Source organism: Falsiroseomonas tokyonensis (genome assembly GCF_019024325.1).
GTDB lineage: Bacteria > Pseudomonadota > Alphaproteobacteria > Acetobacterales > Acetobacteraceae > Falsiroseomonas > Falsiroseomonas tokyonensis.
The window spans coordinates 570,904-592,861 of the sequence record NZ_JAFNJS010000002.1 but is presented as its reverse complement, the minus strand read 5'-3'; the positions used below and the strand labels follow the sequence as shown (position 1 = coordinate 592,861).

Below are 21,958 nucleotides of genomic sequence, written 5' to 3'. Positions count from 1 at the left end.
AAGGCGGCCTAGCCTTCAGGCGCCGGGCGCCCGCATGAGCGGCGGTGCCCAAGATCGGCCGGTGCGGACGTCACCGGCCCCATGTCCAGTGAGGAACGCATGCCCAAGATTCTTTTGACCGGCGCGCGCGTTCTGGCGCCGGATGCGCTGTCCACAAGCTTTCAGGAGGTGCTGGTCGAGGACGGCCGCATCGCCGCGCTGCTGCCGCCGGGCACGAAGGTGGAGTCCGCGCAGACCCACGACGCCAGCCACCGCCTCATCATCCCCGGCCTGGTGAACGGCCACAGCCATGGCCATGGCGGCCTGGCCAAGGGTTCGGGCGACAAATGGGACCTGGCCCTGCTGCTGGCCCATGCGCCTTGGGTCACCGGCGGGCGGCTGCTGCAGGACAAGTACCTGTCCTCCGCGCTGAACGCCGTGGAGAACCTGAAGAAGGGCTGCACCGCGGTCTATGACCTGCCTTCCGAGATCCCGCTGCCGACGGCCGAGGGGCTCGATGCCATGGCGGAGGCCTATGCGGCGGTCGGCATCCGCGCCGTGCTGGCGCCGATGCTGGGCGACCTCACCTTCTTCCAGGCTACACCCGGGCTGATCGAGAGCCTGCCCGAGCCGTTCCGGAGCAAGGTCGAGGCCATGTCCGCCGCGCCCGCCGCGCAGACCCTGGGCGCGATGGACGCCATCGCCCGCGGCTGGTCGCATGGCTCGCGCAACATCCGCTTCGGCGTGGCGCCGACCATCCCGCTGCACGGCACGGATGATTTCCTGAAGGCCTGCCGCGCGCTGGCCGCCGAGCATGGGCTGCCGATGCAGTCCCATGTCGCCGAATCCCGCTACCAGGCGGCGGGCGGCGCGATCCGCTACGAGGGCGCGACGCTGCTCGGCCATATGGACAAGCTCGGCCTGGTCGGGCCGTGGTTCAGCGTGGCGCATGGCGTCTGGCTGACGGAGGAGGACCTGGCGCTGCTGGCCGAACGCGGCGCCGGCATCTCGCACAATCCGGGCGCCAATATGCGGCTGGCCTCCGGCATCGCGCCGGTGCGCAAGGCGATTGCGGCGGGCGTCACGGTGGGCATCGGCACCGATGGCTCCTCCTCCTCCGACAACCAGAACATGTTCGAGGCCATGCGCCTCGCCGCCTTCGCCTCCCGTCTCTGGGAGGATGCGGAGGATGACGACTGGCTCGGCACTGCGGAGACGGTGCGGCTGGCGACGCAGGGTTCGTCCAGGCTGATGGGGCTCAGCGGCGGCACCATCGAGGTCGGCCAGAATGCCGACTTGGTGCTGCTGGATCTGACGCATGTGAACTGGGCGCCGCTGAACGATGCGGCCAACCAGATGGTCTGGACCGAGGATGGAAGCGCGGTCGCCGATGTCATGGTCGCCGGCCAGTGGAAGCTGCGCGACCGCAAGGTCCTCGGCATCGACGAGGCGAAGCTGGCCGCCGCGGCGAATGAGGCGGCGGAGCGGCTGCGCGGCGTGAATGCCGAGGCCCGCAAATGGTGCGAGGCGGTGGCGCCGCATGTGGCGTGTCATTGCCGCGCGATGGCGAAGGGCTGGACGCGGTCGAAGCGGCTGTTGAAGGCGGAGTAGGGAGAGGCCCCCACCCCGACCAGCCTTCGGCGTTGCGGCAGTGCCGCAACCCCCCGCTTCGCAGGGGAGGGAGCCACGCGTTCTCCCTCCCCCGTGCTTACGGGGGAGGGTCGGGGTGGGGGCATTAGGCGCGCAGCGGAGGAACCCACACATGCTATTGAAGAACCGCGTGGCGGTGGTGACCGGCCCCGCCAAGGGCATGGGCGCCGCCTGCACCCTGCTGCTGGCCGAACACGGTGCGGATCTCGCCCTCGTCGGCCGCGACACCGCCGCCATCGAGCCCGTCGCCGAGCAGGTCCGCGCCATGGGCCGCCGTGCCGAAATCTTCGGCTGCGACCTGATGGAGGCCGCGAGCGTGGACGCCATGGCGAAGTCCGTGCTGGCCAGCTTCACCCGCTGCGACGCCTTGATTAACATCGCCGGCGGCCGTGGTCCGCTCGGCAAGACCTTCTGGGAAACCACGCCGGAAGAGTTCGACGAAATCCTCCGCCTCAACGTCACCGGCTGCTTCCTCACCATGCGCGCCTTCGCGCCGACGATGATCGCTGCGAAGTCGGGAAAGATCGTCAATGTCGGCGGCACATTCGGCATGCGCGGCCGCGCCGGGCGCAGCGCCTATTCCGCCAGCAAGTGGGGCCTGCGGGGCCTGAGCAAATCCGCAGCGTTGGAACTCGGCCCGCACAACATCAACGTCAATGTCGTGGCCCCCGGCATGGTGGAGGGCGACCGCTTCCAGAACGTGCTGGCCACGATGGCGCGCAAGGACGGCATCAGCCTGGAGGAGGCGCGCACCAAGCACGCCAGCGAATACGCGCTGCGCCGCATCAGCACCGATGTGGATGTGGCCAATGCCGTGCTGTTCTTCGCCTCCGACCTGTCGCGCCAGACCACGGGGCAGGATTTCACCGTCGATGGCGGGTGGGTGATCTGACATGAGCGATTTCGAAGCCGACCTGCTGATCTCCGGCGGCACCGTCATCAACGAGACCGGCCGCTTCGCCGCCGATGTCGCGGTGAAGGACGGGCTGATCGTCTTCGTCGGCCATCCCGATTTCGCGCCACGCGCCAAGCGCGTGATGCAGGCCGCCGGCAAATTCGTCATCCCCGGCGCCATCGACGTGCATACGCATATCCGCGAACCCGGCATGACGCAGAAGGAGGATTGGACCACCGGCACCCGCGCCGCCGCCGCCGGTGGCGTCACCACCATCTTCGACATGCCGAACACGGACCCGCCCGTCTGGTCGCTGGATGCGCTGGCCATCAAGCAGGAAGCCGCCGCCCGCCAGGCGCATGTGAACTATGGCCTCTACGGCCTGCTGGACGAGCGCACGCTGGATATTCTGCCGCAGCTGGCCGAGGCCGGGATCATTGGAACAAAACTGTTCTACGGCAATACCACCGGCAACCTGCCCGCGCCAAATGACGGCGCGGTGCTGGAGGGCTTCGAGATCCTGGCCGAGCTCGGCCTTCGCTGCTCGATCCATGCCGAGAACTCGCCCATGCTCTTCTGGCGCGAGAACCGCATGAAGGCCGCCGGCCGCGACGACGCCTGGGCGCATCTGGCCGCGCGCGCAGACATCGTCGCGCTGGAATCGCTGAACCGCTCCATCACCCTCTCGGAGTGGACCGGCGCGCGCATCCACATCGTGCATGAGAGCTGCATGCGCTCGCTGCCCATCATCCGCGATGCCAAGGCGCGCGGCGTGCCGATGACGGTGGAGACCGGCCCGCAGTATTTCCTGCTCGCCGCGGAGGATCTGGTGGGCGACAAGGCGCGCATTGCCCGCCTCAACCCGCCGATCCGCGAAAGGGCGCAGCAGGAACCGATCCTCGCCGCGCTGCTGGACGGCACGATCGACATGCTCGGCACGGACCACGCGCCGCATGCCATGGCGGAGAAGCAGCACGCCAGCTTCTGGGACAATGCCTGCGGCTTTCCCGGCGTCGAGACCTCCATGCGCCTCATGCTCACCCTGGTGCATCAGGGCCGCATGACGATGGAGCAGTATGTCCGCATGGCCTGCGCCGCCCCCGCCAAGGCTTTCGGGCTCTATCCACGCAAGGGCGTGATCCAGCCCGGCGCGGATGCCGATCTCGCCGTGGTCGACCCCACGAAGGAAGGCGTGATCCGCGGCGCGGAGCTGCACAGCACGCGCAGCCCCTTCACCCCTTACGAAGGCATGGAGACGGTGGGCCTGCCAGTGGCCACCATCGTCCGCGGCCGCGTGGTGATGGAAGGCGGCACCGTGCTGGATGCGCCCGGCTGGGGCCGGATGGAGCGGCCGCAGATGGACAAGCCGGCCCCGCGCAACCTGGCCACGACCACCAAGGCGATCCTGCGGCCGAACGCCCAATCCTGGTGATTCCCGCCGCGTGTCACGCTACTGTCGCGGCACCGTCACCGAGGCCCTCGCACCCATGCTGATCCGCCGCCGCAGCCTGATCGCCGCCGCCGCCATCCTGCCCCCTCTGGCCCCCCTCGCCGCCCGCGCCCAGGCACCGGCCATGCCGGCGAAGGGCCGCCGCCCCTGGGCGGATCAGCTGCCACAGATCCGCATCGGCATCCTGGGCGGGGAGAATGAGGCGGATCGCATCGGGCGCTACGGCGCCTATGGCCGGTTGATCGAGGAGACCTTCGGCGTCCCCGTCCGCCTGTTCCAGGCCAGCGACTATTCCGGCGTGGTCCAGGCCTTCGCGGGCAAGCATATCGAGATGGCGTCCATGTCGCCCGCCGCCTATGCCGCGTCCTGGATGGAATCCAACGGCAATGTCGAGCCCATCCTGGTGACGCAGGAGGCGGATCGCAGCACAAGCTACATCGCCGTCATGTACACCCGCGCCGATAGCGGCATCACCAGCCTGGAGCAGATGCGGGGCAAGACCATGGCCTGGGCCGATCCGAACAGCGCCAGCGGCTACCTGATCCCCCGCGCCGAGCTGCGCGCCGCCGGCATCAACCCGGAGCAGTTCTTCGGCCGCACCGGCTTCGCCGGCGGGCATGAACAGGCGATCGTCGCCGTGATGGGCCGGCAGTTCGATGCCGGCGTCACCTGGGCCTCCGGCGTCGGCGACCCGGCGGAGGGTTTTTCGCGCGGCATGCTCCGGGCGACGGCGGAAAAGGGCCTGCTAAACATGCGCGACCTGCGCATCATCTGGCAGTCGCGCCCGATCAAGAACGGCCCCATCGTGGTGCGCAAGGACACGCCGGATGGCTTCAAGGCGGATATCACCGCCTTCCACCTGGCCCTGCCCGCCGCCCACCCCGAGATCCATCGCGCGGTGGAACGCGGCAATGTCATCGGCTGGGTGCCGACGCAGCATTCCGAATACGAGGTCTTCGTGACCATGCGGCAGGAGGAAGCCGCCCAGCGCCGGAGGCGCAACTAGAAAGGTCGTCGCTCGGCGCGGATACGCTCAGCGGCGATGCCGGGAACGACACGCTGGCCGGTGGCGAGGACGGCGATGTGCTGTTCGGCGGGGCGGATCGCGACCGCCTGCTGGGCGATGCCTGCGATGACAGCCTGGATGACGGCGATGGCGAGGATCGCCTCTTCGGCGGAGATGGGCGCGACACGCTCTCCGGCGGCGATGGCGCCGACTACCTGCTCGGCCAGGCGGGCGCGGACCTGCTGCGCAGCGATGAGGGGCGCGACGTCTTCCGCTGGACCTCGCTGGCCGAGAGCAGCCTGGCGGCGCGGGACCGGGTGCTGGATTTCGTGGTGGGGGAGGATCGCCTGGACTTTTCCGCCATCGATGGCGACCTGTCCCTGCCCGACATCCAGGGCTTCGTGCTGCTCGGCGCCGGCGGCTTCACGCCAGGCACGCCGGGCCTGCGCTTCGTGCAGTTCGGCGGCAATACGGTGATCCAGCTCGACAGCGCCGACCCGGATCTGGTGCCAGAGACGTATGTGGTACTCGCCGGGCTGCATGAATTGACGGCCGCCGAGTTCATCCTGTCCTGAAAAGGGGGCGCCGCGGCGCCCCCCTCCCCGACCCTGTCAATCCACTTGGGCGCCGGCGGCGCGGATCACCTCGCCCCAACGGGCGATGTCCTGCTCATGCACGCGCCGGAACTCCTCCGGCGTTCGGATGGTGGAGGGCGAAATGCCCTGGTTGTTCACCAGCCAGTCGCGGAAATCCGGCGCCTCGATGATCTTGCGGATTTCCGTGTTCAGCCGCTGCTGGATTGCCGCCGGCATGCCGGGAGGGCCGAAGACGCCGTACCAGGTGGTGCTCTCGAAGCCCGGCAGGTTGCAGGCCTCGGCGATGGTCGGCACATCCGGCAGCGCGGCCAGGCGCTGCGGTGTGGTGACGCCCAGCGCCCGCACGGCGCCCTGCTGGATCAGCCCTATTGCTGGGCCCACCTGGTTGAAGAACAGGTCGGTCTGCCCGCCGAGCAGCGAGGTGACGGCCGGGCCCTGGCCAGGGAAGGGAATGTGCAGCATGTCGATCCCCGCCGCCCGGGCGAAGACTGCGCCGGCCAGGTGGGTGGAGGCGCCATTGCCGGTGCTGGCATAGTTCAGCGCCCCGGGCCGCGCCTTGGCATCGGCCACCAGCGCCGCGCAGCTGGTATATTGCGGGCGGTGCTGGATGCTGGTGATCAGCACATTCGGCACATCGCCCAGATGCGCGATATGCGTCACGTCGCGCATCGGGTCGAAAGGCAGGCGGCGGTAGAGCGTCGCATTGATGGCATGCGTGCCGGCGGTGCCGAACAGGATGAGATAGCCATCCGGCCGCGCCTTGGCCGCGTAGTCGGAGGCGATATTGCCGCCGGCGCCGACGCGGTTGTTCACCACCACCGGCACGCCCAGCGCCTGGGACAGCGGCGCGGCCAGTCGGCGGGCGTAGATGTCGACGCCGGAGCCATTCGGGAAGCCGCCCAGGAATTCGATCGGCCGCGAGGGCCAGTTGTCCTGCGCCAAGGCGGGCATCGCGGCGAGCAGGCCGCCCAGCAGCGGCAGCAGAAGGCGATGTCGGAGTTTCATTCGGTCAGTCCTCAACCTGTTCCTGCGCAGCAAAGCCGCCGCCGCGCATCCTGCGCAACCCCTTGCCAGGCAGGGCTGGACAGAAAGCGGCCGACGGCTAGGCTTCAGCCATGCAAGATCCTGTCCATTCTCCCCGCATCGCCCGCGGCGGCAAATCCATCTACGGCGCCCCGCTCGGCATCCTGATGCTGGAGGCGCGTTTCCCGCGCATTCCGGGCGACATGGGCAATGGCACCACCTGGCCCTTCCCGGTGCTGTTCCGCGTGGTGCGGGGCGCGAGCCCGGAAAAGGTGGTGCTGCAGGGCGCGCGCGGTCTGCTGCCCGACTTCATCGCCGCGGCGCAGGACCTGGTCGATCTGGGGGCGGAGGCCATCACCACCAATTGCGGCTTCCTGTCGCTGTTCCAGGCGGAGCTGGCGGCGGCGGTCAAGGTGCCGGTGGCGACCTCCTCCCTGATGCAGGTGCCCTGGGTGCAGGCCATGCTGCCGCCGGGCAAGCGCGTGGGCGTGATCACGGTCAGCCGCAATTCCCTGACCCCAGCCCATCTGCAGGCGGCCGGCGTGCCGCTGGATGTGCCGGTGGAGGGTACGGAGGGCGGGCGGGAATTCTTCCGCGTGCTGATCAAGGCCGAGAAGGCCGATCTGGATGTGGCCCTGGCCGAGCAGGACATCCTGGATGCGGGGCGCGCCCTTTTGGCGCGGCATCCCGAAGTGGGGGCGATCGTGCTGGAATGCACGAACATGCCGCCCTATGCGGCTGCGCTACAGGCGGCGCTCGGCCTGCCGGTCTACGACATCTATACGCTGGTCACCTGGCTGCACGGCGGGCTGCGCCCGGCCCGCTTCGGCTGAAGCGCGCAGGCGGCAGGGTCAGGATCAGGCTTGGCGGCGCCGAAGGGCGGTGAGGCGCTTGGCCTCATGCGCCGGGCGCGCATCCAGGATTGCCGGCAACTCCTCCAGCCCCTCCTCGCGCGGGTCGGGCGTGCCTTCGGCATCGGACGGCATGGGCCCCATGGCGCGGTCCACGGCATCGCGCAGCGCCATGAAGTTGCCGGCCTGGCGGGTGCGCGCGGCGGCGATGGCGAGCACCGCGGCCACGGCATGGATCAGCGCCTCGGTCCCCTGCGGCCCGGGCTCCGGGCGGCTGGGCTGGGTGTCGAGCCAGGAGATGCCCATGCGCAGCACCGGGTCGTAGAACAGCCCGCCCTCATCCGGGATTGGGTAGTAGGACGCCATGGATGAAGGCCTGACATGCGTAATCGACATCTCGGTGTCCTCCGGGCTTTTCCCGTTAGGGTTCGTCCTGTCAGCCTGCCGGGCGATCAACCGCCGCATCTGCGGGGGGGTCGCCTCACATTGCTACACTCGACCGGAGGGGGTGAACGTTTGGTAAAGAATTCGAGCCGCTCGGGCTTGTCGGTCGCGAAACGGGTTAACTTAACGCAAAAACCCCGGCCACTTCCGTGGCCGGGGTTTCCGGAGCCCGCCATGGGAGGCGGGGTCTATTCCTTCATGTTCACGGCCTGGCGGCCGCGCTGCCCGTCGCGCACGTCCAGCGCCACCTTCTCACCCTGCTGCACATCGGCCCGGCCGGCGCGCTGCAGGACGGAGGAATGCAGGAAGACGTCCTGGCCGCCATCCTCGGGCGTCACGAAGCCGAAGCCGCGCACCTGGTCGAACCACTTCACCGTGCCGCTGACGGCGTAGGTCGGGCCACCCTCGTCGCGGTCACGCCGCGGCGGACGGTCGCCAAAATTGCCGCGCGGTGCGCCGAAGCCGCCACCGCCGCCGCCGCCGAAGCCGCCACCCTGCGGGGCGCCGAAGTCCCGGCGCGGCGGGCGATCGCCGAAGCCGCCGCCGCCGAAATCCCGGCGCGGCGGGCGGTCGCCGAAGCCACCCGGCGCGCCCCCGAAGTCACGACGCGGCGGCCGGTCGCCAAAGCCACCGCCCCCGAAATCCCGACGCGGCGGACGATCCCCGAACCCGCCCGGACGCGGGCCGCGGTCGCCGCCCGGACCCTTGATGACGGAGTGAATCCGCGTCACCAGGCGCCGGCCCTGGCGGTCCGTCCCGATCTCGCAGTTCAGCTTGTCGCCGGTGTCCGGCGGCTCAATGCCCGCCTCGGTCAAGGCCGAGGCGTGGAAGAAGACGTCCTGTCCATCCGGACCCAGTACGAAGCCGAAACCCTTGCGGGCATTGTACCACTTCACTTCGGCTTCGACGGGGCCGGCGCCGCCCTGCTCGTTGTCGGGAAACACGATCTTATGCAATCCGTACTTGTGGACACGACCCGACACGATGCAGGGCCGCCACCATGCAAGATTGCACCAGGTGGCAAGAAAAACCAGCGAAAAGCGTGATTACGCGAAACGCTCGGGCCGAAACGGTTGCACCGGCAAGGCCGGCTTCCGTCCCGCCAGAAGATCGACCACCGCCGCGGCCGTGCGCGGTGCCGCGACCAGGCCGGTATGGCCATGGCCGAAGGCCAGCAGCACGTCCGGCGTGGCGGCGGAGGGTCCGATGCAGGGCAGGCCATCCGGCATGGAGGGGCGATGGCCCATCCACAGCTTCACCCGCTCCGCCGGCAGGTCGCGCGGCAGGCCGGGGAAGCTGCGCAGAAGGTGATCGCGCAGGATCTCCGCCCGCTTCCAGTTCGGCGCCGCCTCCAGCCCCGCGATCTCCACCTGGCCGGCGCAGCGCAGGCCGCGATCGGTCCAGGTGATCGACATCTTGCCGTCATAGGGCATCATCGGCATGCGCGGCCCGACCTCCGCGTCCGCGACCATGGCGTGGTAGCCGCGCTCCGTCTCCAGCGGCACGCGGGAGCCCACGGCGGCGGCGAGCTTCTTCGAATGGGCGCCGGCGCAGATCACGGCGCGATCGCAGGCGACCTCGCCGGAGCCGGTCAGCACTGCGCGCAGCCGGCCATCCTCCAGCCGGAAACCCGTCGCCGCTTCCCGACGCAGTTCGGCACCCTCCGCCCGTGCATGAGCCACCAGGGCGGCGACATAGGCGCCGGGGTCGCGGCAATGGCCGCCTTCCTCCACCAGCGCGCCGAAGGCATAGCGGCGGTCGAGCTCCGGCTCCCGCTGGCGCATCTCATCCGCGTCCAGTTCCAGCCATTCGATGCCGACCTGCCGGCGCACCCGCCAGGCCAGCGCCTCGGATTCGAACTGCGCCCGGTTCTCATAGACATAGACCAGGCCGCGCTGCTCGATCAGATGGCCGACGCCGGCCTGTTCCGCGAGCTGCTTGTGCAGCGCCGGGCTGCCCACCAGCAGCGGGCGCAGCGCCTGGGCGGCGCGCAGCACCTTGGCCTCGGTCCAGCCAGCCCAGAGGTAGCGCGCCAGCCAGGGCAGCACCTTCGGGAAATAGGACCAGCGGATCGCGAGCGGCCCCAGGGGGTCCGCCAGGAATTTCGGGACCTTCTTCCACAGCCCGGGGCTGGAGGGGGGGATGACCGACATGGGGCTCAGCCAGCAGCCATTGCCGTAGCTGGCGGCCTGTTCCCCACCGGGCTCGCCCGGCTCCAGGATCGTGACGCGAAAACCCTCGCGCAGCGCGCCCAGCGCCGTGGCCGCGCCGATGATGCCGGCGCCGATCACCACCACATGCGGGGGGGCACTGGCCTCGGGCCGCATCGCAAATTCCGTACTCACGCCTTCATCCCCATCACACGGCCCGGATCCTCCGCCGCCAGCAGCGAGACATGGGCCGAGACCACCCGCCACCCCTGCTGCGGAATGCGCGCCATGATCTTGGTCTCGCGGCCGATCAGCCCGGTGCCGATGCGTTCGTACTCCAGATGCGTCGCCGCGACATCCTGGCCGAAGGCGGTGATGCGCACCTGGCGCTGGATGCGCTGGGCATAGGCGCGGACGGAGGCGCGGAAGGCGCGGATCGCCTCGATGCCGTAGAGGATCTCGCCGATGCCGAAGCGCACGGTGCGGGGATCGGCCCAGAAGATGGCGTCCAGCACCGCCACCTCATTTGCCATCAGCGCTGCCTCGTAGCGGTCGAAGACCGCGCGGACTTCCGCGAGGACCGCCGGATCGTCGATCTGCACGCGCTTTCTCCTGCCTTGCTGGCGGCAGGATGCCCGCCGCGAGCGGTGCTGCAAAGCCGGCGCCGAATTCCGCTTCACGCCGGCGTGATCAGTAACCTATAAGTATCGCGAGGGGATTCGCCGCTTCGCCACTAACAAACCGGAACACGCGCATGCTCGACGCGCCTATGCCACAGAACCAAGTTGGTTCCAACGTCGCTGCGTCGCAGCACGGCTTCCTCTTCGCCACCGGAATCGAGAACAGCGCCCCTACCATCCAGGGCGGACGACTGCGCCGGGACCAGATGCGCGAATGCGGGCATTACGAACGGTGGCGGGAGGATTTTGCCCTGGTGCGGGAGCTGGGCTGCGATGCCCTCCGCTACGGCCCCCAGCTACACAGCACGCTGCGCGCCCCCGGGCTGCATGACTGGTCCTTTGCGGATGAGGCCTTCGCCGAGATCCGGCGGCTCGGCATCCGCCCGATCGTCGACCTCTGCCATTTCGGCGTGCCCGACTGGATCGGCGATTTCCAGAACCCGGATTTCCCGGCGCTGTTTGCTGAGTATGCCGGCGCCTTTGCCCAACGCTTCCCCTGGGTGCAGCTCTATACGCCGGTGAACGAGATGTTCATCACCGCCGTCTTCAGCGCCCGCTACGGCTGGTGGAACGAGCAGCGCGCCGACGACCGCAGCTACGTCACCGCCATCAAGCATGTGGTGCGCGCCAATGTGCTGGCGATGCGGGAGATCCTGAAGCACCGGCCGGACGCCATCTTCATCCAGTCCGAAAGCACGGAGGCCTTCCACCCGGAATGCCCCGCCTCCGTCCCCCATGCCGATTTCCGCAATGCGGAGCGCTTCCTGACCCTCGACCTGAACTACGGCCGCCGCGTCGACAGCACGATGTACGAGTTCCTGCTGGATAACGGCATGACACGGGCCGAGTACCACTTCTTCCTCGACAACCGCCTGAAGCGTCACTGCGTCATGGGCAATGACTGGTACCAGACCAACGAGCATCTGCTGAACGCGGAGGGCCATGGCCGCTGGGCCGGCGAGGTCTTCGGCTACGACACCGTCACCCGCGACTACCATGCCCGCTACGGCCTGCCGGTGATGCACACCGAGACCAACCTGGACGAGGGCCCGAATGGCGACGAGGCGGAGCGCTGGCTGTGGAAGCAGTGGTCCGGCATCCTGCGCCTGCGGCGGGAAGGCATCCCGGTGCTCGGCTTCACCTGGTATTCGCTGACCGACCAGATCGACTGGACCAGCGCATTGCGAGAGCCGGCCGGGGTGGTGAATCCGCGCGGCCTCTACGACCTGGACCGCAAGCCACGCCGCGTCGGCCTGGCCTATAAGCGGCTCATCGAGTCCTGGCGCGAGGTCCTGCCGACGCAGAGCCTCTGCCTGCAGGTGCCCCTCAGCGCGGCGTGATCCCTCACGCCGCCGGCGTCGGCACTGGCAGATCCAGCGCCGGCCGCTGCACATAGGTCTGTTCCACCAGCCGCGTGAAGTGCCGGCTGGGGGCGTGGGGCCCTATCAGCTCGCGCAGCAGCGCGCCGAAGCGGGCTCCGCCGTCGTCATACAGCTAGTAGCTGTTGTCTGGGTCGCAGAAGGCCAGCAGGTCCGACGGCATCTTGCGTTGAACGCTGTCGATCGCGGCGTAGCGGCCGCGGTTGTGTGGGTGGCGAAGGTGACGATCAGCCGCTTCTGCGAATTGGCGGGCTTCGGCACATGCATGAAGCCTATGCCGTCGGTGACGCGCTCATGGCGCGCCACCAGCAGGTCCCGCAGGCTTGGCTGGGTCTCAGCCAGCATCCACCACGGCGCGCTTGGCCATCACCGTGACCAGATGCGCGCGATATTCGGCGCTGCCATGGATGTCGCCATTCAGCAGGCCGGCATCCACCTTCACGCCGGCGACCGCATCCGCCGACCAGTTGGCGGCGAGCGCCGCCTCCATCGCCTTTTCGCGGAAGACGCCATTGGCGCCGGCGCCGTTCACCGCCACGCGCACGCCGGACGCGGTCTGCGCCACGAAGACGCCGGCCATGGAATAGCGGCTGGCCGGGTTGCGCATCTTGGCATAGCCGGCCTTCTTCGGGATCGGGATATGGATCGCCGTCACCAGCTCCCCCACATCCAGCGCGGTGGTGAACATCCCGGTGAAGAAGTCCTCCGCCGCCAGCTTGCGCTTGTCGGTCTGGATGGTGGCGCCCAGCGCCAGCAGCGCCGCCGGATAGTCGGCCGAGGGGTCGTTGTTGGCGACGGAGCCGCCGATGGTGCCGCGGTTGCGCACCTGGGTATCGCCGATGGTTGCGGCCATGGCAGCCAGCGTCGGGATGGAGGCCTTCACCTCGGCCGAGGTCGCCACCTCGTAGTGCCGGGTCAGGGCGCCGATCACCAGGCTGTCCCCGTCCCGCTTCACGCCGCGCAGTTCCGCGATGCCGGAGAGGTCGACCACGGCGGTCGGCTTGTTCAGCCGCAGCTTCAGCGCCGGCAGCAGGGTCATGCCGCCGGAGATCGGCCGCGCATCGGGGTCCGCGGCCAGGATCTTCACGGCATCCGCGACCGAGGCCGGCTTGTGGTAAGCGAAATCGTACATCTTCCGAATCCCCTGTCTATTCGGCCGCAAGCCTGTGGGCATTGACGATGCCCCAGATCTTCTGCGGCGTCGCCGGCATTTCCACATGGCGCACGCCATAGTCGCGCAGCGCATCCACCACCGCATTCATCACCGCCGGCGGCGACCCGATCGCCCCCACCTCGCCGCAGCCCTTCACCCCGAGCGGGTTGTGGGTGCAGAGCGTGGTATGGGTGGCGACGCCGACATCCGGCAGGTCGCCGGCCCGCGGCATGGTATAGTCCATGAATGAGCCGGAGATCAGCTGCCCCGAGGGGTCGTAGATCGCTGCCTCCAGCAGCGCCTGGCCGATGCCCTGCGCCACGCCGCCCTGGACCTGGCCCTCCACGATCATCGGGTTGATGACACGGCCCACATCGTCCACGGCGGTGAAGTTCACCACCTCCACGTGGCCCGTATCCGGGTCGATCTCGACCTCGCAGATATGGCAGCCGCCCGGATAGGTGAAGTTCTTCGGGTCGTAGAAGGCCGTCTCCTCCAGCCCCGGCTCGATCTCCTCGATCGGGTAGTTGTGCGGGACGTAGGCGGCCAGGCTGATATCCGTCAGCGACTTGGTTTTGTCCGTGCCGGCCACCCGGAAGGTGCCGCGCTCGAATTCGATATCCTCGACGCTGGCTTCCATCAGATGCGCGGCGATGCGCTTGCCCTTGGCGATGATCTTGTCCATCGCCTTGTCCATGGCGCTGCCGCCGACGGCCAGGCTGCGGGACCCGTAGGTGCCCATGCCGAAAGGCACCTTCGCCGTGTCGCCATGCACGATGTCCACATTCGCCGTCGGCACGCCGAGTTTTTCGGCGACCAGCTGGGCGAAGGTCGTCTCATGCCCCTGCCCGTGGCTATGGGCGCCAGTCAGCACGGTGACGCTGCCGGTGGGGTGCACGCGGATCACGCCGACCTCATACAGCCCGGCGCGCGCGCCCAGCGAGCCGACGACGGCGGAGGGGGCGATGCCGCAGGCCTCGACATAGGTGGAGATGCCGATGCCGCGCAGCTTGCCGCGGGCCTTGGCCTCCGCCCGCCGCGCCTCGAAGCCGGCCCAGCCCGCCGTCTCCAGGCAGGCATCCAGCGTCGCGTGGTAGTTGCCGCTGTCGTATTGCAGGGCGACCGGCGTCTGGTAGGGGAACTGGTCGGGGCGGATGAAATTGCGACGGCGGAATTCGACCTTGTCGATGCCGGCCTCGGCGGCCGCCACATCCATCAGCCGTTCCAGCAGATAGGTCGCCTCCGGCCGCCCGGCGCCGCGATAGGCATCGACAGGGACGGTGTTGGTGAAGACCGCCTTCACCTCGGCATAGATCACCGGCGTGGAATACACGCCCGACAGCAGCGTGGCGTAAAGATAGGTCGGCACGCAGGGCGCGAAGGTGGAGAGATAGGCGCCCATATTCGCCAGCGTATGCACCTTCAGCCCGAGGATCTTGCCCTGTTCATCCAGGGCCAATTCCGCGGTGGAGACATGGTCGCGGCCATGCGCGTCGGACACGAAGGACTCGCTGCGCTCGCAGGTCCACTTCACCGGGCGCTTCACCTTGCCGGCGGCCCAGGTGACGATGGCTTCCTCGGCATAGTGGTAGATCTTGCTGCCGAAGCCGCCGCCGACATCGGGCGCCACCACGCGCAGCTTGCTCTCCGGGATATGCAGCACGAAGGCGCCCATCAGCAGCCGGATCACATGCGGATTCTGGCTCGTCGTGTAGAGCGTATAGTCGCCGGAGAAGCTGTCGAAATCGCCGATGGCGACGCGCGGCTCCATGGCATTCGGCACCAGGCGGTTGTTCGTCGTCTCGAACTTCACCACCCGCGCGGCGCGGGCGAAGGCCGCCTCCTGCGCCGCCTTGTCGCCGATATGCCAATCGTAGCAGAGGTTGCCCGGCGCACCCTCATGCAGCTGCGGCGCGCCGGGCGCGAGCGCGGCCTCGGTGCCGGAGACGGCGGGCAGCGGGGTGTAGTCCACGACGATGGCCTCGGCCGCATCCCGCGCCTGGGACCGCGTCTCCGCGATCACCACCGCCACGGGGTCGCCCACATGGCGCACCTTGCCCAGCGCCAGCGCCGGGTGCATCGGCTCCGCCATCGGCGAGCCGTCCTTGTTGTGGATCTGCCAGCCGCAGGGAATGCCGCCGATGGATTCGGCTGCCATATCCGGGCCGGTGAAGATGGCCTTCACCCCGGGCATGGCGCGGGCGGCGGCGGTGTCGATGCGGTCGATGGTCGCATGCGCATGCGGGCTGCGCAGCATCACCGCATGGGTCTGGCCGGGCCGGTTGATGTCATCCGTGTACTGGCCGCGGCCCTGCAGGAAGCGGAAATCCTCCTTGCGGCGCAGGCTGGCGCCGATGCCCTCGAAGGGCGTCACCACGTTCATTGTCCAGATCCTCCCCGTCGCGTTGCAACAGGCTGGCCCGCCGCGGCGCCCCCTCTGCCGGGGGGCTGGTCCGCGGAGCACCCAACCGGAACTCCGGCCTATTCGGCGGCGGCGCGCGCCAGTTCCTTCACCCGGCCATGCATCACGTCCTGGGCGGCGGCGATCGCCTTCACGATGTTGTGGTAGCCGGTGCAGCGGCAGAGGTTGCCCTCCAGCCCCTCCCGGATCTCCTTCTCGCTCATGCCGTCCGGGTGCTTGTTCACCAGGTCGATGGCGGACATGACCATGCCCGGCGTGCAGAAGCCGCACTGCAGGGCATGGTATTCGCGGAAGGCTTCCTGCATCGGGTGCAGCGTGCCATCGGCCGCGGCCAGGCCCTCGATGGTGGTGATCTCGCTGCCGTCGCACTGGACCGCGAGGATGGTGCAGGACTTCACGCTATCGCCGCCCATATGGACGACGCAGGCGCCGCACTGGCTGGTATCGCAGCCGACATGGGTGCCGGTGAGGCGCAGCTGTTCCCGCAGCGTCTCGACCAGCAGGGTGCGGGCCTCGACCTCGACCGTGTGTTTCGTGCCGTTGACCGTCAGTGTCACCTGCGGCATCGCGCCTCTCCCCGAATTTGGCCTGCCGGCCCCCGGCTGGGGGCCGCCCTGGCTTCGGAGAGTCGTCCCGGTCCCGCGCCTCGTCAAGCGTGGCGAATGCGAAACCGTCAGCCGACGGCCAGCAGCTGCGCCCCCTTGGCCTCGGAGAGCGGATTCTGCGCCGCCGGCAGGTCGTGCAGGTGGCAGGCGCTCACATGCCCCTCCCCCATCGCGTCCTGGATCGGCCGCAGGACGGGCTCCTCCACCCGGCAGCGGTCGAAGGCATAGGGGCAGCGGGTGTGGAAGCGGCAGCCCTTGGGCGGGTTGATCGGGCTGGGCACATCGCCCTTCAGGATGATGCGCTGCCGCTGGATGCCCGGCGTCGGCTGCGGCACGGCGGAAAGCAGGGCTTCCGTATAGGGATGCTTCGGCGCGCCAAACAGGCTGCGGCGCGGTGCCACCTCCACAATCTTGCCGAGATACATGACCGCCACGCGGTGCGTCATGTGTTCCACGATGGCCAGATCGTGGCTGATGAAGAGCATGGCTAGGCCGAGCTCCTTCTGCAGGTCCTGCAGCAGGTTCACGATCTGCGCCTTCACCGAGACGTCGAGCGCCGAGACCGCCTCGTCGCAGATGATCAGGTCCGGCTCGCCGGCCAGCGCGCGGGCGATGCCGATGCGCTGCCGCTGGCCGCCCGAGAATTCATGCGGCCAGCGGTTCACCGCATCCCGCGGCAGGCGGACCTTGTCCATCAGCGCGGCCAGGCGCGCCTCCAGGTCCGCCGAATTCTTGGCCAGGCCGAAGTTGCGGATCGGCTCGGCCAGGATGTCGCGCACCCGCATGCGTGGGTTCAGCGAGCTGAACGGGTCCTGGAAGACCACCTGCATGCGCCGGCGCAGCGGCCGCAGCGTGCCGCTCGGCATGTCGTCGATCCGCTGCCCGTCCAGGATCACCTGGCCATCGGTCAGCGGGAACAGCCGCAGCAGCGCCTTGCCGACGGTGGACTTGCCACAGCCCGATTCGCCGACCAGCGACAGCGTCTCCCCCTTCGCGATGTCGAAGGAGATGCCATCCACCGCATAGACCTTGGCGGTCACGCCGCCGAAGAACCCGCCATGGATCGGGAAGTGCTTCTTCAGGTCATTGACCTGCAACAGGGGGGCGGTGCTCATGCGGCTAGGGCCCCTTCACGCAAGGCATAGTGGCAGGCGGCGACATGCCCCGGTGCCTTCTCCTCCAGCGCCGGCGCGACGGCGGTGCAGAGGTCGGTCGCATGCGCGCAGCGGGAGGCGAAGACGCAGCCCGGGATCTTCTGCTTCAGGCTCGGCACCAGGCCGGGGATTTCCGCCAGCCGCGTCGCCTCCCCGGTCAGGGAGGAGCCGAGCTTGGGCACGGAGCCCAGCAGGCCCTGGGTGTAGGGATGGCGCGGTTTGTTGAACAGCGCATGCACCGGCGCCTCCTCCACCTTGCGGCCGGCATACATGACAACCACACGCTCCGCGACTTCGGCGACAACACCCAGGTCGTGGGTGATCAGCACGATGGCCGCGCCGACGCGGTGTTTCAGGTCGCGCATCAGGTCCAGGATCTGCGCCTGGATCGTCACGTCCAGCGCCGTGGTCGGTTCATCCGCGATCAGCAGCTTCGGATTGCAGGCCAGCGCGATGGCGATCATCACGCGCTGGCGCATGCCGCCCGAGAGCTGATGCGGATACTCCTTCACGCGCCGCTTGGCTTCCGGGATGCCGACCAGGTTCAGCATCTCCACCGCGCGATCCTCGGCGGCCTGGGCGGACATGCCCTGGTGCAGGCGCAGCGTCTCACCGATCTGGCGGCCGACGGTCAGCACGGGGTTCAGGCTGGTCATCGGCTCCTGGAAGATCATGCTGATCTCGTTGCCGCGGATCGCCCGCATCTCCTTGTCGGAGGCCTCCAGAAGGTTCTTGCCGTTGAAGCGGATAGCGCCGGCGATCTTGCCGGGCGGCTCCGGGATCAGCCGCAGGATGGACATGGCGGTGACCGACTTGCCGCAGCCGGATTCGCCCACGATGGCCAGGGTCTCGCCGGCATTCACATGGAAGGAGACGCCATCGACGGCGCGGTTGATGCCGTCGGGCGTGCGGAAATGCGTCTGCAGCGCATCGACTTCGAGAAGTGCCATTCGCTTAGAGCCTCTTGGCCATGCGCGGGTCGAGCGCATCGCGCAGCCCGTCGCCCAGCAGGTTCACGGCCAGCACGGTGATGGACAGGAACAGCGCCGGGAAGAAGACGATATAGGGCTTCACCTGCCAGAGGGCGCGGCCCTCGGCCATGATATTGCCCCAGGACGGGATGATCGGCGGCGTGCCGGCGCCGATGAAGGACAGGATCGCCTCCGTGATCATCGCACTCGCGCAGATATAGGTGGCCTGCACGGTCAGCGGCGCCAGGGTGTTCGGCAGGATGTGGCGGATGATGATCATCGGCGTGCGGGTGCCGGAGGCCACCGCCGCATCCACATAGGGTTGCTCGCGCAGGCTCAGCACCACGCCGCGCACCAGGCGGGAGACGCGCGGGATTTCAGCGATGGTGATGGCCAGCACCACATTGCCCACGCTGCCGCGGGTCAGCGCCATCAGCGCGATCGCCAGCAGGATGGAGGGGATGGACATCATGCCGTCCATGATCCGCATGATGATGCTGTCCGCCACCCGGATGAAGCCGGAGATCAGGCCGATGAAGAGCCCGATGGCGGAGGCGCAGATGGCCACAGCGAAGCCCACGGTCAGCGAGACGCGCGCGCCATACAGCACGCGCGAATAGATATCCCGGCCCAGCATGTCGCTGCCGAACCAGAACTGCGCGGAGGGTTCGCGCGTGCGCAGCGCGGGGGCCAGCGCCGTCGGGTCCTTGCTGGTCAGGAAGGGCGCGAAGACGGCGATGAAGACCATCAGGAAGACCAGCAGGCCGCCGATGGCAATGGTGGGATTGCGCCGGATGAAGCCGAACAGACCGCCGCGCGCGCGAACGGGCGGCATGATGTCCTGCATCGGGACGGCGGCGTTGACCCCGGGGGGAAGGGTGGTGGTGCTCAATACCGGATCCTCGGGTCGAACAGGGTATAGGCCAGGTCGATGGCAAGGTTGACCAGCACATAGACGAAGCTGAACAGCAGCACGACGCCCTGGATCACCGGGTAGTCGCGCCGCAGGATGGCATCCACCGTCAGCCGGCCCAGGCCGGGAATGGCGAAGACGCTTTCCGTCACTACCGCGCCGCCGATCAGCAGCGCGATGCCGATGCCGATGACGGTGATGATCGGCACGGCGGCATTCTTCAGCGCATGCAGGAACAGAATGCCGGACTGGTTGAGCCCCTTGGCGCGCGCCGTTCGGATATAGTCCTGCTGCAACACCTCCAGCATGGTGGCGCGCGTGATCCGCGCGATCAGCGCGATATAGACGCTGCCCAGCGCGATGGACGGCAGGATGAGGTTCTCAAGCCAGGGCCAGAAGCCACGCGCGAAGGGCGTATAGCCCTGCACCGGCAGCAGGTCCCATTCGAGGGCGAAGAAATAGGCCAGCACATAGCCGACCACGAAGACGGGGACGGAGAAGCCAAGCACGGCGAAGCCCATCACCGCGCGGTCGATCCAGGTGCCCTGCCGCCAGGCCGCCACCACGCCCATCGGCACGGCGATGGACACCGCCAGGATCAGCGTGACGATCATCAGCGACAGCGTCGGCTCGATGCGCTGCTGGATCATGGTGCTGACCGGCAGGTTGGTGAAGATCGAGACGCCGAGGTCGCCGCGCAGGATGTCCCAGACCCAGGCGCCGAAGCGCACCAGATAAGGACGATCCAGGCCGAGGCTGGCGCGGATGCGCTCCACATCGTCCGGCGTCGCCTGGTCTCCCGCAATCACCGCGGCCGGATCGCCCGGCGCGATATAGAGCAGCGAGAAGACGAACAATGCGACGATCGCCATCACCGGGATGGTGGCGAGGACTCTTCGGACAATATAGGCGAACATCCGCTTTTCAGACCTTTCGGTTCATCTGTGCATCCGGGCCGGGGTCCCTGCCCGGCCCGGATGCGGTCCTGCATCAGGCCTTGTTCACGCCCCAGAAGAAGGGCAGCGGGCCCTTCTGGATGCCGGTGACATTGCTGCGCCAGGCGGTATAGCCCAGGAAGAAGCCGGTCGGCGCATAGACCACGTCATCGATCGCGGCGGTGTTGATCTTGTCCATCGCCACCTTTTCCGCGGCCGGATTCGGGGCGGCGAACCACTCCGTCACGCCGTCCTCGACGCCCTTCGACTCCGGCCAGCCGAACCATGCCTGCTGCCCGGTGCCGCGCACCGCATTGTAGGCAGCCGGATTCACGCAGTCGGCGCCAGCGTGCCAGGTGTGGAACATGCTCCAGCCGCCCGCGGCCGGCGGGTTCTTCATGGCGCGCCGCTGGCCGGTGGTGCCCCAGTCCGTCGCGACGAAGTCCACATTCATGCCCATGCGCTTCAGCAGGTCCGCGGTGATGTCGCCCTGCGCCTTCGTGATCGGCTGGTCCTGCGCCACGATGCAGACCACCGGCTCATTGTTGTAGCCGCCTTCCTGCAACAGGCGCTTCGCCAGGTCCATGTTGCGCGCACCCTTCAGGATGTCGCCGCCCGCTTCCGTATAGGCCGGCGTGCCCGGGGTGAAGAAGCCCGGCAGCGCCTTCCAGAGCGCATCATCCGTACCGACCAGGGCGCGCATGTAGTCTTCCTGGCTCATCGCCGCGAGCACAGCCTGGCGGATCTTCTTCGAGTTGAAGGGCGCGTGCAGGTGGTTCATGCGGAAGCTGCCGATGTTGCCCAGCGGGTCCGCGATATCCAGCCGGATGTTCCGGTTGCGGCGCATCAGCGGCACCAAGTCGGTGATCGGGTTCTCCCACCAATCGACCTCACCGTTCTGCAGCGCCGCCACCGCGGTCGCCGGGTCCGGCATCACCACCCATTCGACGCGGTCCACACCCATCACCTTCGGGCCGGACAGCCAGCTGACCGCGCCTCCGCGCGGAACGTACTGGTCGAACTTCTGGAAGACGGCGGTAGCGCCAGGCACCCATTCGTTGCGCACGAAGCGCATCGGGCCGGAGCCGACATATTCGTCGATCTGCGTGAAGCTGTCGAACTTCGTCGCGATGCGCTCCGGCATGATGAAGCAGATCGGCGTGTTGGTCTTGCCGAGCGCATATTTCAGCTTCGGATACGGGCTGCCCAACACCCAACGGAAGGTGGTGTCGTCCACCGCCACCAGTTCCTTCTGGATGGCGCGCACCATCTGGCCCATCGGGTCGCGCGGCATCCAGCGGGTGATGGAGGCGACCACGTCCTTCGCCAGCACCGGCGTGCCATCATGGAAGCGCAGCCCAGCGCGCAGCTTGAAGGTCCAGGTCAGACCGTCCTGGGAGACAGTCTCACCCTCCACCATCTGCGGCAGCGGCTCGAGCTTGTCGTTCACGCCATACAGCGTATCCCACACCATGGCGGAGGCATTGCGCACGACATACTGCGTGCCCCAGATCGGGTCGAAATTCGCCAGATTCGCCTGCGGCACGAAGCGAAGCGTGCGCGCCCTCGCCCCCTGCGACAGGGCCGGTGCCGCGTAACCGCCCGCCATGCCCAGGCTGCCGGCGGCCAGGCCGGCCTTGAGGAGTGACCTGCGTTCCATATTTTTAAGCCCCTTGATCCCAGACGCCCCCGTTGGAGGCAG

At 68.3% G+C, this 21,958-nt stretch carries 20 protein-coding genes; 7 read left to right on the top strand and 13 right to left on the bottom strand.

Annotation, left to right across the window (positions count from 1 at the left end; translation table 11 throughout):
• Positions 1-99: 99 nt before the first annotated feature.
• From J3S20_RS09025 to J3S20_RS09005, 5 genes are all read left to right on the top strand, one after another.
• A complete protein-coding gene (locus J3S20_RS09025) occupies positions 100-1,590 on the top strand; it encodes an amidohydrolase family protein (RefSeq protein ID WP_216836107.1) in 1,491 nt (496 codons plus the stop codon).
• A 151-nt stretch (positions 1,591-1,741) separates the two neighbouring features.
• Positions 1,742-2,521 (top strand): SDR family NAD(P)-dependent oxidoreductase, encoded by a 780-nt coding sequence (locus J3S20_RS09020; protein ID WP_216836106.1) that lies wholly within the window; start codon positions 1,742-1,744, stop codon positions 2,519-2,521.
• 1 nt (position 2,522) lies between these two features.
• Entirely contained in the window at positions 2,523-3,956 is a 1,434-nt protein-coding gene (locus J3S20_RS09015; RefSeq protein WP_216836105.1) for a dihydroorotase, read from the top strand.
• Between the two features lie 10 nt (positions 3,957-3,966).
• On the top strand, positions 3,967-4,980 hold the full coding sequence (phnD, locus tag J3S20_RS09010; RefSeq protein WP_343215188.1) for a phosphate/phosphite/phosphonate ABC transporter substrate-binding protein: 1,014 nt from the start codon (positions 3,967-3,969) through the stop codon (positions 4,978-4,980).
• A complete protein-coding gene (locus tag J3S20_RS09005) occupies positions 4,896-5,555 on the top strand; it encodes a calcium-binding protein (protein WP_281419492.1) in 660 nt (219 codons plus the stop codon). The genes phnD and J3S20_RS09005 overlap by 85 nt, the downstream gene beginning before the upstream one ends.
• 36 nt (positions 5,556-5,591) lie before the next feature.
• Here the strand turns inward: J3S20_RS09005 and J3S20_RS09000 are convergent, their stop codons facing one another.
• Positions 5,592-6,581 (bottom strand): Bug family tripartite tricarboxylate transporter substrate binding protein, encoded by a 990-nt coding sequence (locus tag J3S20_RS09000; RefSeq protein ID WP_216836103.1) that lies wholly within the window; start codon positions 6,579-6,581, stop codon positions 5,592-5,594.
• 110 nt (positions 6,582-6,691) lie between these two features.
• Between J3S20_RS09000 and J3S20_RS08995 the strand changes: the two genes are divergently transcribed.
• Positions 6,692-7,432: an aspartate/glutamate racemase family protein gene (locus tag J3S20_RS08995; protein WP_216836102.1), complete on the top strand. Its 741-nt coding sequence runs from the start codon at positions 6,692-6,694 to the stop codon at positions 7,430-7,432.
• 24 nt (positions 7,433-7,456) lie between these two features.
• On the opposite strand, the gene J3S20_RS08990 is transcribed toward J3S20_RS08995, so the two are convergent.
• From J3S20_RS08990 to hpxZ, 4 genes are all read right to left on the bottom strand, one after another.
• Positions 7,457-7,816, bottom strand: a complete 360-nt coding sequence (locus J3S20_RS08990) for a hypothetical protein (protein ID WP_216836101.1) — start codon at positions 7,814-7,816, stop codon at positions 7,457-7,459.
• A gap of 266 nt (positions 7,817-8,082) precedes the next feature.
• Positions 8,083-8,838 (bottom strand): cold-shock protein, encoded by a 756-nt coding sequence (locus tag J3S20_RS08985; RefSeq protein ID WP_216836100.1) that lies wholly within the window; start codon positions 8,836-8,838, stop codon positions 8,083-8,085.
• 102 nt (positions 8,839-8,940) lie between these two features.
• Positions 8,941-10,239 (bottom strand): NAD(P)/FAD-dependent oxidoreductase, encoded by a 1,299-nt coding sequence (locus J3S20_RS08980; protein WP_343215187.1) that lies wholly within the window; start codon positions 10,237-10,239, stop codon positions 8,941-8,943.
• Positions 10,236-10,646, bottom strand: coding sequence for an oxalurate catabolism protein HpxZ (gene hpxZ / locus J3S20_RS08975; RefSeq protein WP_216836099.1), 411 nt, complete (start codon positions 10,644-10,646; stop codon positions 10,236-10,238). The genes J3S20_RS08980 and hpxZ overlap by 4 nt, the downstream gene beginning before the upstream one ends.
• Positions 10,647-10,798: 152 nt before the next feature.
• Here hpxZ and J3S20_RS08970 point away from each other — a divergent pair, with 152 nt between their 5' ends.
• Complete coding sequence (locus tag J3S20_RS08970; protein ID WP_216836098.1) at positions 10,799-12,064, top strand: family 1 glycosylhydrolase; 1,266 nt, start codon at positions 10,799-10,801, stop codon at positions 12,062-12,064.
• A 373-nt stretch (positions 12,065-12,437) separates the two neighbouring features.
• Here the strand turns inward: J3S20_RS08970 and J3S20_RS08965 are convergent, their stop codons facing one another.
• The 8 genes from J3S20_RS08965 to J3S20_RS08930 form a co-directional block, all read right to left on the bottom strand.
• Positions 12,438-13,235: an FAD binding domain-containing protein gene (locus J3S20_RS08965; RefSeq protein WP_216836097.1), complete on the bottom strand. Its 798-nt coding sequence runs from the start codon at positions 13,233-13,235 to the stop codon at positions 12,438-12,440.
• Between the two features lie 16 nt (positions 13,236-13,251).
• Positions 13,252-15,639, bottom strand: coding sequence for a xanthine dehydrogenase family protein molybdopterin-binding subunit (locus J3S20_RS08960; protein WP_216836096.1), 2,388 nt, complete (start codon positions 15,637-15,639; stop codon positions 13,252-13,254).
• A gap of 98 nt (positions 15,640-15,737) precedes the next feature.
• Positions 15,738-16,244 carry a (2Fe-2S)-binding protein gene (locus J3S20_RS08955; protein ID WP_216836095.1) on the bottom strand — a complete coding sequence of 169 codons (507 nt, stop codon included), beginning with the start codon at positions 16,242-16,244 and terminating at the stop codon, positions 15,738-15,740.
• A gap of 107 nt (positions 16,245-16,351) precedes the next feature.
• The gene (locus J3S20_RS08950; protein WP_216836094.1) at positions 16,352-17,398 is read right to left on the bottom strand and encodes an ABC transporter ATP-binding protein; all 1,047 of its coding nucleotides are present in this window, start codon (positions 17,396-17,398) and stop codon (positions 16,352-16,354) included.
• Positions 17,395-18,387: an ABC transporter ATP-binding protein gene (locus J3S20_RS08945; protein ID WP_216836093.1), complete on the bottom strand. Its 993-nt coding sequence runs from the start codon at positions 18,385-18,387 to the stop codon at positions 17,395-17,397. Before J3S20_RS08945 ends, J3S20_RS08950 begins: the two co-directional genes overlap by 4 nt.
• Before the next feature lie 4 nt (positions 18,388-18,391).
• The gene (locus J3S20_RS08940) at positions 18,392-19,300 is read right to left on the bottom strand and encodes an ABC transporter permease (protein ID WP_456305691.1); all 909 of its coding nucleotides are present in this window, start codon (positions 19,298-19,300) and stop codon (positions 18,392-18,394) included.
• Positions 19,297-20,238: an ABC transporter permease gene (locus J3S20_RS08935; protein WP_216836092.1), complete on the bottom strand. Its 942-nt coding sequence runs from the start codon at positions 20,236-20,238 to the stop codon at positions 19,297-19,299. Before J3S20_RS08935 ends, J3S20_RS08940 begins: the two co-directional genes overlap by 4 nt.
• Before the next feature lie 73 nt (positions 20,239-20,311).
• Positions 20,312-21,916, bottom strand: coding sequence for an ABC transporter substrate-binding protein (locus J3S20_RS08930; protein ID WP_216836091.1), 1,605 nt, complete (start codon positions 21,914-21,916; stop codon positions 20,312-20,314).
• Positions 21,917-21,958: the final 42 nt, after the last annotated feature.